Source organism: Poseidonocella sp. HB161398 (genome assembly GCF_005870025.1).
Classification (GTDB): Bacteria; Pseudomonadota; Alphaproteobacteria; order Rhodobacterales; family Rhodobacteraceae; genus Mangrovicoccus.
The window spans coordinates 1-12226 of record NZ_VATA01000109.1 but is presented as its reverse complement, the minus strand read 5'-3'; the positions used below and the strand labels follow the sequence as shown (position 1 = coordinate 12226).

The 12226-nt window shown below is 68.0% G+C and carries 10 protein-coding genes; 3 read left to right on the top strand and 7 right to left on the bottom strand.

Annotation, left to right across the window (positions count from 1 at the left end; genetic code table 11):
• Both FGX59_RS34410 and FGX59_RS34405 read left to right on the top strand, forming a co-directional pair.
• The coding region (locus FGX59_RS34410; RefSeq protein WP_138472945.1) for a nitrate reductase at window positions 1-2563 on the top strand (2563 nt) is incomplete at its 5' end.
• Entirely contained in the window at window positions 2560-3543 is a 984-nt protein-coding gene (locus tag FGX59_RS34405; RefSeq protein WP_138472943.1) for a glycosyl transferase family protein, read from the top strand. The genes FGX59_RS34410 and FGX59_RS34405, both read left to right, overlap by 4 nt.
• A 3-nt stretch (window positions 3544-3546) precedes the next feature.
• On the opposite strand, the gene FGX59_RS34400 is transcribed toward FGX59_RS34405, so the two are convergent.
• The 7 genes from FGX59_RS34400 to FGX59_RS34370 form a co-directional block, all read right to left on the bottom strand.
• Entirely contained in the window at window positions 3547-4350 is an 804-nt protein-coding gene (locus tag FGX59_RS34400) for a polyhydroxybutyrate depolymerase (protein ID WP_240722845.1), read from the bottom strand.
• A complete protein-coding gene (locus FGX59_RS34395) occupies window positions 4350-4838 on the bottom strand; it encodes a rhodanese-like domain-containing protein (protein WP_138472939.1) in 489 nt (162 codons plus the stop codon). Before FGX59_RS34395 ends, FGX59_RS34400 begins: the two co-directional genes overlap by 1 nt.
• On the bottom strand, window positions 4835-5350 hold the full coding sequence (locus FGX59_RS34390; RefSeq protein ID WP_305036049.1) for a YHS domain-containing (seleno)protein: 516 nt from the start codon (window positions 5348-5350) through the stop codon (window positions 4835-4837). The genes FGX59_RS34395 and FGX59_RS34390 overlap by 4 nt, the downstream gene beginning before the upstream one ends.
• A 235-nt stretch (window positions 5351-5585) precedes the next feature.
• Entirely contained in the window at window positions 5586-6566 is a 981-nt protein-coding gene (locus tag FGX59_RS34385; RefSeq protein WP_138472935.1) for a LysR family transcriptional regulator, read from the bottom strand.
• A gap of 25 nt (window positions 6567-6591) precedes the next feature.
• Entirely contained in the window at window positions 6592-7155 is a 564-nt protein-coding gene (gene phaR / locus FGX59_RS34380) for a polyhydroxyalkanoate synthesis repressor PhaR (RefSeq protein ID WP_138472933.1), read from the bottom strand.
• 150 nt (window positions 7156-7305) lie between these two features.
• Window positions 7306-7752, bottom strand: coding sequence for a phasin family protein (locus FGX59_RS34375; RefSeq protein WP_138472931.1), 447 nt, complete (start codon window positions 7750-7752; stop codon window positions 7306-7308).
• Window positions 7753-8117: 365 nt separating this feature from the next.
• Window positions 8118-9914 carry an alpha/beta hydrolase gene (locus FGX59_RS34370; RefSeq protein WP_138472929.1) on the bottom strand — a complete coding sequence of 599 codons (1797 nt, stop codon included), beginning with the start codon at window positions 9912-9914 and terminating at the stop codon, window positions 8118-8120.
• A 123-nt stretch (window positions 9915-10037) separates the two neighbouring features.
• Here FGX59_RS34370 and phaZ point away from each other — a divergent pair, with 123 nt between their 5' ends.
• Window positions 10038-11309 carry a polyhydroxyalkanoate depolymerase gene (gene phaZ / locus FGX59_RS34365; RefSeq protein WP_138472927.1) on the top strand — a complete coding sequence of 424 codons (1272 nt, stop codon included), beginning with the start codon at window positions 10038-10040 and terminating at the stop codon, window positions 11307-11309.
• Window positions 11310-12226 lie beyond the last annotated feature (917 nt).

The following is a 12226-nucleotide window of genomic DNA, read 5'->3' as shown; positions in this document are numbered from 1 at the left end:
CGACGGCACGGGCGGCCTCGCCATCAAGGGCGACCCCGCCCACCCCGCCAATCGCGGCCGCCTCTGCTCGAAGGGCTCCGCCCTCGGCGAAACGCTCGCGCTGGCAGGCAGGGCGACGCAGCCGCTGATCGGCGGCGCCGTGGCGAGCTGGGACGAGGCCACGACGCTGGCCGCCGCGCGCTTCCGCGAGACGATCGCCGCGCACGGGCCCGACTCGGTCGCCTTCTACGTCTCGGGGCAGCTGCTGACCGAGGATTACTATGTCGCCAACAAGCTGATGAAGGGCTTCATCGGCTCGGCGAATATCGACACGAATTCGCGGCTCTGCATGGCCTCCTCAGTGGCCGGGCACAAGCGCGCCTTCGGCACCGACACGGTGCCCGGGCAGTATGCCGACCTGGAGGAGGCCGACCTGATCGTCCTGGTCGGCTCCAACCTCGCCTGGTGCCACCCGGTGCTCTACCAGCATATCCTGGCGGCGAAGACCGCGCGGCCGGAGATGAAGATCGTCAACATCGACCCGCGCCGCACGGCGAGCTCGGACATGGCGGAGATGCATCTGGCCGTCGCGCCGGGCTCGGATGTAGCGCTGTTCAACGGGCTCCTGGCGCAGATCGCCGCCCAGGGCGCGGTCGACCAGGACTATGTCACCGCCCATGTCGCGGGCTTCAAGGAAGCGCTCGACGCCGCCAGCACCGACGACCCGGCTGCGACCGGCCTCGGCCGCGAGGAGCTGCAGGCCTTCTACGACCTGTGGATCCGCTCCGAGAAGGTCGTGACGGTCTATTCGCAGGGGGTGAACCAGTCCTCCTCGGGCGCGGACAAGGTCAATGCCATCGTCAACTGCCACCTCGCCACCGGGCGGATCGGGCGGCCCGGCATGGGCCCCTTCTCGGTGACCGGCCAGCCCAATGCGATGGGCGGGCGCGAGGTCGGCGGGCTGGCGAACATGCTGGCCTGCCATCTCGATATCGAGGATCCTGCCCACCGGCTGGCGGTGCGCGACTTCTGGGACGCCCCGGCCATCGCCGCGCAGCCCGGGCTGAAGGCCGTGGATATGTTCCGCGCCGTCGGCGACGGGCGGATCAAGGCGCTCTGGATCATGTGCACCAACCCGGTCGTCTCGATGCCCGAGGCCGATGCCGTGGCCGCCGCGATTGCCGCCTGCCCCTTCGTCATGGTCTCGGACATGTTCTCGGACACCGACACGGCGAAGCTGGCGGATGTCTTCCTGCCCGCCACCGGCTGGTCGGAGAAGACCGGCACCGTCACCAATTCCGAGCGCTGCATCTCGCGCCAGCGCGCCATCCTGCCCGCCCCGGGCGAGGCGCGCCATGACTGGCAGGCGGTCTGCGCGGTGGCGGAGAAGATGGGCTGGGGCGCGGCCTTCGACTACAGCTCGCCCGCCGAGATCTTCCGCGAATACGCGGCGCTGTCGGAGATCGCGGGCCAGCTCGGCCGGGATTTCGACATTTCCGGGCTGAAGGACGTCTCGGACAGCGACTACGATGCGCTGGCGCCGCAGGTCTGGCCGGTCACGCAGGCCCGCAAGGGCGGACGGTTCTTCGCCGAGGGCGGGTTCTACACCCCCGACCGGCGCGGCCGGATGCTGGCCGTCACCGCGCGGCCGCCGGCCTCGAAGACCTCGTCGATCTTCCCGCTGCGGCTCAATACCGGGCGGGTGCGCGACCACTGGCACACGATGACGCGCACCGCGCTGTCGCCGCGGCTGAGCCAGCATATCGCCGAGCCCTTCCTGGAGATGAACCCCGCCGATGCGGAGGCCCGCGGGCTCGGCGCCGCCGATCTGGTGCAGGTGGCCAGCCCGCATGGCCGCGCCGTGCTGCGCCTCGTCGTCACCGACCGCGTGGCGACGGGCTCGGTCTTCGCGCCGATGCACTGGACCGGGCAATACGCCTCGGCGGGCCGGATCGACGCGCTGGTCGAGGCCAATACCGATCCGGTCTCGGGCCAGCCCGAGAGCAAGGCGAGCCCGGTGGAGGTCGCCGCCCTCGCCCCGGCCTGGTACGGCTTCGCCGTCTCGGCCAATGAGCCGCGGGCCGGGACCGCCTACTGGGCGCGGGCGCGCACCGCGGCGGGATGGCGGATGGAGCTGGCCGGCACCGAGGCGCCCGAGGACTGGGAGGCCTTCGCCCGCACGCTCTTCGATCTGCCGGAGGCCGAGGCGGTCACCGTCAGCGACCGCGCCCGCGGCATCGCCCGCGTCGCGCTGATGGTCGAGGGCCGCGTCGCCGCCGCCTTCTTCGCCGCGCCCCGGCCGGTCACGGCGGCACGCAGCTACCTGGCGGGATCGCTGGGCAGCGGCAACCCGGGCGCCGTGCTGGCCGCGCGGCCGGGCGAGGACCAGCCGGACCAGGGCGCCATCGTCTGCTCGTGTTTCTCGGTCGGCGTGAATACCATCATCGCCGCCATCGAGGAGGGCAACCTGGCCGATGTCGAGGCAATCGGCGCCGCCTGCCAGGCCGGGACCAATTGCGGCTCCTGCAAGTCGGAACTACGTGCTATCCTGACCAGCACCCGCCAGCAGGAGGCAGCCCAGTGACATCCCTCGCCCATCTCGTTCGCGCCCTCGGCCGCGGCCCGGGCCGGTCCCGCAATCTCGACCGCAAGGAAGCGCAGGAAGCGATGGCCGCCATCCTCGACGGCACCGCCCCGCCCGAGGCGGTGGGCGCGCTGCTGATGCTGATGCGCTACCGCGGCGAGACGGGCGAGGAGATCGCGGGCTTCGTCGATGCGATGCGCGCGCGGCTGAAGCCCTGGGCGACGCTGCCCGCGACGCTCGACTGGCCGAGCTATGCGGCCGGCCGCTCGCGCGGGCTGCCGCTTTTCCTGCTGGCTGCGCGGCTCGTCGCCATGTCCGGCCAGCGCGTGCTGCTGCATGGCTGGAACAGCCACCAGAACCCCCATGCCGAAATCCGCGCCCATCTGGGCGAGGCCGGCATTCCCGCGGCGACGACGCTTGACGGGGCGAAGACGGCGCTCGAGCGCAACCATATCGTCTATGTCCCGCTGGAGGCGATGGACCCCGAGCTTCTGCGCGTGCTGAAGCTGCGCGACCTGCTCGGGCTGCGCTCGCCGGTCAATACCGCGCTGCGCTCGATGAACCCCTCTGGCGCGCCGGCCAGCGTGCTGGGCGTCTTCCACCCGCCCTATCGCGGGCTGCAGCAGGATGCCGCCGCGCTTCTGGGCGAGCGCAACCTGATGGTCATCAAGGGCGGCGGCGGCGAGTTCGAGCGCCACCCCGCCAAGCAGATCCTGGTCTACGGGCTGGAGGACGGCGCCGTGCACGAGCAGACGGTGGAGCCGCTGATCGACGACACCCGGCGGCTGGCCGATGCCGAGCCGCAGAAGGGCGATCTGGGACGGCTCTGGTCGGGCGAGCGCGAGGATGCCTTCGCCCGCGCGACCGTCACCGGCACGGCGGCGCTGGCGCTTCTCGCCGCGGGGGGCGCCACGACGCTTGCCGGGGCGCAGGCGCGGATGGACGCCCTGTGGGAGGACCGGCTGGTCCCGGCGGGCTGAACCTCAGGGCAGTGCCTCGAACCAGTCGAGCACCATGCCGGCCCAGCCCGGCGGCACCATGTGCCCGCCGGGAAACAGCGCAAATTCCAGCGAGGATCCGGGGGTGCAACCCGTCCAGCTGCGGCGCCAGAACGGGCCTTCGGCGGTGATCTGGTCGGGCCGCATCGCGTCGCAGCCATTGGCCTGCCGCCAGAGCTCCATCCCGGCGAAGATGTCGCCCTGCGCCGCCCCCGCATTGCCCAGGTAGCGCCCTTCGAGCGGCACGGTCCGGTCGCTCCAGCCATGGGTGTGGAAGAGCCGCACCGGCCCGGCGCAGCTCTCCGGCATGGGCCGCCAGAACCCGCCCGAGACCGGAGCGAAGCCGCGGGCGATCCCGGGCTCCGCGCAGGCGAGGTAGCTGGTCATGAAGCCCCCCGCCGAAAAGCCCGCCATCAGGATGCGGTCGCGCGGCACGCCGTGGCGCTCTGCAAGCTGGGTGAAGAGCTCGGCGAAATAGCCGGGCTCGTCCCGGCCGCCGCCGCGGAAGGCCCAGGAATTGCCGTTGCCCCGTCCGCGCGGCATGCCCTCCGCCGCGGCCAGCGCATAGCCGCGGCCAAGCACCGCCTCCGCCATCTCGCGGTTGCGCATCGATCCCTCGGCGCTGCCGCCATGGCCATGCAGGAAGACCACCGCGCCCTGCGGCGGCCCGTCTGGCAGCGACAGCAGGTAGCGCCCGGTGGAGGTGGCGCAGAACTCTGTCCCGCCGCAGGCGAAGGCGGGCAAGGGCAGCAGCAGCGAAAGGCACAGGAGCAGGTGTCGGAGCAGCATCATCCCCCCGACCATGGCACAATCGGCAAGCGCCTGGCCAGCCATCCCGGCCCGGCGCGCGAGCCTTCCATGCCTTCGGGGATATCGTAGACGCGGGTGAAGCCCGCCTCTTCCAGCTTCTCCGCCTCGCGGCGCGAGCGCACTCCGGCGGCGCAGATCAGCGCCACCGGCCGCCGCCGGTTGCCGCCGGCCAGCTCGGCCAGCGCCTCGGCGAAATCCGGGCGGCGCAGGTCGAGCGGATGCGCCCCCACCGCCAGGCCCGTGCGCTGCCATTCGTCGGGGCGGCGGATATCGACCAGCAGCAGCCGGTCGATCCGCACCCGGCGATAGGCCTCCTCCGGCGTCAAGAGCAGACCCTCCTCGGCCGGCGCCAGCAGGTGGTAGCGGGCGAGCGACGCACCTCCGCCAAGGACGGCCGCCGCCCCTGCCGCTATCAGCCAGCGGCGGGCGAGCGGGCGGGCAGCGGGGGCCCGGGCGCCTGCCGTCATTGCGACAGCGGCCCCACGGCGCGGTAGCGCGGCACCGGATCTGCCGAGGCGGCGGCAGGCTCCAGATCGGGCCATTCCTCCGAGGCCTTCTCCAGATAGCCGGGAATGTCCTCCTCCCAGGTGCGGGCGACGCGGCGGCTGATATTGAGATAGAGCTTGCCGTCGACGATCCGCCAGAGCTCGGGGCTGCCCGGCACCTTGCCGCCGACGGCGACGCCATAAGCGCAATGGCCGTCGAATTGCGGCGCGAAGGCCTCGGGATCGGCGAGGAAGCGGTCGCGGTTCTCCTCGCTGGCGAAGGCGAAGACGGCGCCGTTATAGGTCGCGGTGATGCTTTCGCGGCCCCGCACCGGCGCGGGCTGCGACTGGCCCGGCGGCGCCTGCTCCAGGTCGAAATAGGCGACCACGTCATGGCCCGAGGCGGCATAGCCCGTGGCATCGACATATTGCGGCCCGGCGCGGGCGGCACTGGCGGCGGCGAGGAGAATGGCGGTGGCGGCGAGACGGCGCAACATGGCGGACCTCCCTGTCTGAACTGCGGCTGACCCAAGAGTAGCCGCTGCCGCCCTGCCGCGCAGCCGGGGGCGCGCAACGGTGACGGGACGTGCGGACGGGGTGCGGAATGTTACAGCACGGGAAAGTTGCGGAATGCTTTTCGCTCAATGGCTTGCGCTGCGATCCCTTGGCGGCGGCCGGGTCGCGGCGGCTGGCGCGGATGGCAAATGTTGCAGTCCGGGGCGCGGCGGATCAGCTGCGGGCGGCGTCGCCCGCCTCGCCGCGCAGCCGCAGGAGCGGCGCCAGCCAGGGGTCGCGGACCAGTGCCGGGGCGATCACCAGGTCACCGATGATCTGGCGCAGCCGCGCCGCGGTGCGCACCGGCACGCCGCCCAGAAGCCCCTGGCGCGCGGTCAGCACGATCGACCGCGACAGCGGCGGCACCGGCAGCGGCGACATCGTCACCCGGTCGAGGAAGCGGTGCGCGCGCAGCACGCCCAGCGGCGTGGCGATGGTCCAGCCCGCCCGCTCCGCCACCAGCGCCATGATCGCGTGATAGCTGTCGAGCTCGAACCGGTGGTCGAGCTGCAGGCTGTGCCGCGCCAGATGCGAGGCGATGGCCCGGCCCATGTGATGGCGCTGCGTGTAGTGGATGAAGGGCAGATCGCCCAGCGTCGCCAGATCGGCCTCGCGCCCGGCCGGGGTCACCGCGACGAAGGGCTCCTCCATCAGCGGATGGATCTCCATCCAGGGCTCGGTCTCGCCCATCTCGGCGGCGACGATCATGTCGAGCGAGCGCCCCGAGAGCTGCGCGGCCAGTGCGTGGCTGGCGCCGGTCTCCAGCAGGAAGCGGCAGCTGCCTAGCTCGCCCGCCATTTCGGAGAGGAAGCGCGGCGTCACGTCGGCGTCGAAATCCTCGATCATGCCGAGGCGCAGATGCGACAGGTGGCTGAGATCGCGGGTGGCGAGCTCCGCGCGGGCCTGCGCCGCCTCGCCGAGGATGTTGAGCGCGCGGCGGTGGAAGAGCGCCCCGGCCGCGGTCAGGCGGACCGGCCGGGCGGCGCGGTCCACGAGCCTCGCCGAGAGCGCCGATTCGAGATTGGAAAGCTGCTGGCTGACCGAGGACGGGCTGGCCTCCAGCCTGCGGGCGGCCCCGGAAATCGAGCCTTCGCCGACAATCGCGGCAAAGACCTCGACGGCCCAGAGCGTTATGCGTCCCGCTGATTCTACCATGATCCGGCCGCGGGACGCCCGCGGATCAGTCCGGTTCGTTGAGCTTGGACAGCTTCGCCTGCAGATCGGCGAGCTGGCGCTTGATATCGGCCAGCTCGGTCTCGCCCTGGGCGGGCTTCTCCTCGCCGCCCTGCCCTGCCGACGCGCCCGGCCAGCCGGGGATCATCGAGGACAGGAAGGCCTGCTGCTGGCGCTTCATCGCCTCGAGCCCGGACATCGGCAGCATCGGATTGGGCATGGAGGTGATGTTCTGCATCATCTTCGACTGGCCCTCCCGAAGCATGTCGAAGCTCATCTGCAGGAATTGCGGAACGACGCTCTGCGCCGAGGTGGTGTAGCTGCGCACCAGATCGGTCAGCACCGCGATCGGCAGGACGTTCTCGCCGCGGCCCTCGTGCTCGGCGATGATCTGCAGCAGGTACTGCCGGGTCAGGTCGTCGCCGCTCTTGAGATCGACCACCTTCACCTCGCGGCCGTCGCGGATGAAACCTGCGATATCCTCGAGGGTCACGTAATCGCTGGTTTCGGTATTGTAGAGTCGGCGACTGGCATATCGCTTGATCAAAAGCGGCTGGTCTTTGTCGGCCACTCGGAGCCCTCCCTTTAAGCGCTGCGTTGCAGAGTAGGGGAGCGAAAACAAAAAGAAAAGGGCGAGCTTTCGCCCGCCCCGCCTTCGGTCCGGAAGGGAGGTTCCGGACCGGCACTCACATGGGAACTCGTTACAGCAGGGCTGCGCCTATCAGGAAGCAGCGGCTTTCTTGGCAGCGGAGGTCACTTCGGCAGTGGCCTTCTTGACGGCTGCGGTCGCGTCCTCGGAGATGTCCTTGCCGGCGGCCAGCATCAGCTCGACGGTTTCCATCTGCACTTTCTTCGCGACTTCGGCGAAGGCGGCCATGGTCTCTGCGGTCATCTCGGCCTGGGCCGACGCGAAATCGGTCATCGCCTTGGTGTAGTCGGTCGGCTCGTCCTTGACGGTCGACAGCGCGGCGATCTTCGTCAGGGTTTCCTTGGCGTACTTGGAGGAGATGTCGGTCGACTTCTCGGCTGCTTCCAGCGCGACTTTCGACATCTTCTCGCCCAGCGTCGCCTGGGTCTTGAAGGCGTCCTGCATGGCTTTGGTATCCATCGGGAACGCGCTCATCATGTCCTGCATCATCTTGGTCAGGTCGTTGGTTTTCGTGGCCATGGTTGCTCTCTCCTAAAACTCCGGCGGGAAGGACCCGCCTCCTGCGCCTGTGGATATTCATATATGCTGCGACGCAGCAAATCAAGAGGGATTCGCTGCGTCGCGGCAGCATCCATGGTCAAGATCGATTTGCAGTTTGCGCCAAATTAGCCTGCAAACACAGGAAGATGCACCAATGGTGCAGCAATAGGTGCGCAACAATCTTGCTGCGTCAGCGAGGATTCTGCTCGGAAAATCTATGCTGCAGCGCAGCAAAATCGGTGCCGGAAAGTTTTCCTTTCCGTACAGGTGCTTGCCTGCCCCTAGGGCAGCTCCCGCTCTGGCGGCGGGAGCCCCGATTCACATGCGAACCGCGCCTTTACTGGTCACGCGGCTTCGGGCTTGCGCACGACATAGGTGCCGGGCGCGGGATCGAGCGCCGGGTGCGACACATTGCCGACCTGGCGTGCCGGGACCAGCGCCCCGGATTTCTTGCGCAGCCACTCCTCCCACCGGAACCACCAGGTCCCTTCGGTGAACTCGGCCTGCGCCTTCCACTCGTCGAAACTTAACTTGAGATCGGGATTCGTGTAATGCCCGTATTTCCGTTTCGACGGCGGATTGACGATCCCCGCGATATGGCCCGACTGCGACAGGATGAAGGTCTTCGAGCGGCTGCCGAATTTCTGGAAGCCGGTATAGCAGCCCTTGGCGATCGCGATATGGTCGGTCTCGCAGGCGATCGAGCAGACCGGGAGCTTGATGTCCTCGGGCGACACGGTCTCGCCGCAGATCTTGAACTCGCCATTGTAGAACTCGTTGTGCTGGCAGAGCTTGCGCAGGTACTCGACCGCCATCTTGCCCGGCAGGTTGGTGCCGTCGCCGTTCCAGAATAGCAGGTCGAAGGCCGGCGGCGTGTCCCCCAGCATGTAGCTCTTGATCGCGGGGCCGTAGACTAGGTCGTTCGAGCGCAGGAAGCTGAAGGTCCGCGTCATGAAGAACTTGTCGAGGATCCCCTGCTTGGCCACCTCGCGCTCGATCGCGTCGACGAAGTCGTCGCCGAGGAAGACGCCGATTTCGCCCGGATCGGAAAAATCGGTCATCGTGGTGAAGAAGGTCGCCGCGTTGACCGACTTGTCCTTGCGCTTCTCCAGCATGGCCAGCGTCAGCGACAGCGCGGTGCCCGCGATGCAGTAGCCGATCGCGTTGACCTTGGGCTCGCCGGTGATCGCCTTCACCTGCTCGATCGCGGTCAGGTAGCCCTCCTCGACATAGTCGTCGAGGCCGATATCGGAATAGGACCGGTCGGGGTTGATCCAGCTGACCACGAAGAGCGTGTAGCCCTGGTCGACGATCCATTTGACCAGCGAGTTCTTCGGCTTCAGGTCGAGGATGTAGAACTTGTTGATCCAGGGCGGGAACAGCACGATCGGCGTCTTGCGCACCTGCTCGGTCGTCGGCGCGTACTGGATCAGCTCGAACATCCGGTTGCGGTAGACCACCGAGCCCTCGGAGGTGGCGATGTTCTGGCCGACCTTGAAGGCGTCGTTGTCGGCCAGCGAGACGAGGACCTCGCCATTATTGGCCTCGATGTCGCGCACGAGGTTCTCCAGCCCCTTCACCAGCGACTCGCCCTCGGTCGCCACCGCGCGCTCCAGCGCCTCGGGATTGGTGCCGAGGAAGTTGGTCGGCGACATCATGTTGATGATCTGCTGGGTGAAGTACTCGATCTTCTTGCGGTCCACCCCGTCGAGCCCGTCGAGCCCGTTGATCGCATGCGAGATCGCCTCGGAGGTCAGCAGGTAGTTCTGCTTGAGGAAGTTGAAATAGGGATGGCTGTCCCAGAGCGGATTCTGGAAGCGCGGATCCTTGGGCGTCGGATCCGAGGGCACCCCGAGCTTGCCCGTCGTCAGCAGGTGCTGCGCCTCGACATAGTGCTTGAGCATCTTGCCCCAGTAGGACACCTGGTGCTCGATGATCTTGGCGGGGTTGTTGATCATTTCCGACATGTAGGCGGTCATCGCCTTGACGAACACGTCGCGGTCCGGCGCCTGCAGATTGGGATCGATCGCGCGCTTGCTGGTCATGGCGCGCACCAGCCTCTGGGACAGTTCCTCCATGCGCGCAATATTGTTGTTCAGGCGGTCAAGGTTCGCCGCAGTATCTTTTTCGTCGGTTGTCATCTTGTCCGTTCCACCGTACTTTCCCGCGACTTCAGACTATCGGCGCGACCCTCATGGGAAAAGCGGCGAATTGAACCGGGCCGATCACAGTTCCCGGTCGTTGAGTGACGGAGATTGCGTCCCATGCGTTACATGCTGACTTACGACATGATGGAGACGGTGCGGAATGCCAGCCAGTGGCTCGGCTCCACGGCCCGCTCCTTCGGCTCCTACCCCGCAACCGGCCTGGCCCCGACCCCCGCCTTCGGCATGATGGCCGCCTGGGGCGAAGTGGTTGAAAGATCGTTCTCCCGCATGATCGCAAAGCCCGACTGGGGCATCCACAGCGTCGTCGGCAAGGACGGCCGCGACCACCTGGTCAGCACCCATTCCGTGGTCGAGCGGCCCTTCGGCAACCTGGTGAAATTCGCCGTGCAGGGCCGCCCCGAGATGGCGCGCCAGGTTCTGGTCGTGGCGCCAATGTCGGGCCATTATGCCACACTGTTGCGCTCTACCGTGGCCTCGCTCCTGCCCGATTGCGACGTCTACGTGACGGACTGGCACAATGCCCGCGACATCCCGGTGAGCTGCGGCAAGTTCGATGTCGAGGACTACACGCTCTACCTCGTCGATTTCATGGAGCATCTGGGGCCGGACATCCACGTGATCGCGGTCTGCCAGCCCGCGCCGCTGACGCTTGCGGCCACCGCCTACCTGGCGGAGAAGAACCCCGAGGCCCAGCCCGCGACCCTGACCCTGATCGGCGGTCCGATCGACCCCGATGCCGCGCCGACCGACGTGACCGATTTCGGCCGCCGCATCACCATGGGCCAGCTCGAGGAGCTGGCGATCCAGCGCGTCGGCTTCAAGTATGCCGGCGCCGGGCGGATGGTCTATCCGGGGCTCCTGCAGCTCACCTCCTTCATGTCGATGAATGCCGACCGCCATGGCGAGGCCTTCTTCAACCAGATCCTCCGCGTGGCGAAGGGCGAAGCGCGCGACAACGACCACCACAACCGCTTCTACGACGAGTACCTGGCGGTGATGGACATGCCGGCCGAGTTCTACCTCTCGACGGTGGAGCGGCTCTTCAAGGGGCTGGAGATCGCCCAGAACCGCTTCGTCGTGGCCGGGCAGACGGTCGATATCGGCAAGATCACCAATGTCGCGGTGAAGATCGTCGAGGGCGAGAAGGACGACATCTCCGCCCCGGGGCAGTGCCTTGCGGCGCTCGACCTGCTGACCGGCCTGCCCGACGAGAAGAAGTTCTCGCATCTCGAGCCCAATGCCGGCCACTACGGCATCTTCGCGGGCAAGAGCTGGCGCAACAACATCCGGCCGCTGGTGCTGGAATTCATCGACGCCCATGGCGGCGGCCGCGACGGCGCGGTGCCGCTGAAGTCGGTCCGGACCTGAGCCGGAAGGGGGAGGCCCGCCTCCCCCTTGCCCCCTCCTCCTGCGCACATGCCCTGCTTCGCCCTGGGCATCCCGAGCGCGTCGCCAAGGCTTGGGCCCGGCACAGGGCGACTGACGCGATTCCCGATGTCCGGACAGTGTCGCGGCGGCTTTCGGCTCGCCTTCTGATCATGCCGCCATCCGGCCTCGACCGGCCTCCGTCCGCCAAGCGCCAGACGGATGCCGGGTGACATGCGAGATAACCCACCTGCCGATGCCGGGCCCCTGATCCCGTCTCGAAAGCGTTCACGTGCTCGCCCTCATATTACACGGAGCACCATGGACGTTCGATCGTGACAATGTCCTTCCAGCGGCCGCGCGCATCCACGGAGATCCTGGCCCTGCATCCTGCAGCATGTCGGTAAAACGGGCGCTGGCGGCTTGCATTCTCCGATCCGTGCCGGACACCCCGGACCGCCCATCGAGCCGCATCGCGTCTTCGAGGGACGGGATCCAGACCCCGGCATCCGTCCGGCATGGGGGCCACATGACGGACTGTTCGAAAGCCGCCAGGTCAGCACTGGCCAGGCGGCCCGGTCCATGATCAGGGGAATGCGCCGTTGGTGCGCCTCAGGTCCGGACCCGACGGCGGATGCGCCGCATCGGAACACACGGGATGTCTGCGCTCCGGACCCGGATCGCGCGGATGGTCACCATGTTCCGGAGCAGATACGGGGTCCTGCTGTGAACAAGCATGCAATTTTGACCCTGACTCAATTTTGGTGCAGGGCTTTGTCTATGGCATCGCGGTCATCCTCGCCTTCAGCGTATCGATACCCGCGCGGCCATACATCTGCCGCTTCAACATTTTCAGCCGGTTGATCTGTCCCTCGGTCTGGCCATTGGACCACGGCTCGGTCAGGGATGCAGCGACCGCA

What these genes read in the sequence shown, in the direction of transcription:
- FGX59_RS34400 (WP_240722845.1), bottom strand. Translation starts at nt 4,350, where the DNA reads ATGCTGCTCCGACACCTGCTCCTGTGCCTTTCGCTGCTGCTGCCCTTG.
- FGX59_RS34395 (WP_138472939.1), bottom strand. Translation starts at nt 4,838, where the DNA reads ATGACGGCAGGCGCCCGGGCCCCCGCTGCCCGCCCGCTCGCCCGCCGC.
- FGX59_RS34385 (WP_138472935.1), bottom strand. Translation starts at nt 6,566, where the DNA reads ATGGTAGAATCAGCGGGACGCATAACGCTCTGGGCCGTCGAGGTCTTT.
- FGX59_RS34375 (WP_138472931.1), bottom strand. Translation starts at nt 7,752, where the DNA reads ATGGCCACGAAAACCAACGACCTGACCAAGATGATGCAGGACATGATG.
- FGX59_RS34370 (WP_138472929.1), bottom strand. Translation starts at nt 9,914, where the DNA reads ATGACAACCGACGAAAAAGATACTGCGGCGAACCTTGACCGCCTGAAC.
- phaZ (WP_138472927.1), top strand. Translation starts at nt 10,038, where the DNA reads ATGCGTTACATGCTGACTTACGACATGATGGAGACGGTGCGGAATGCC.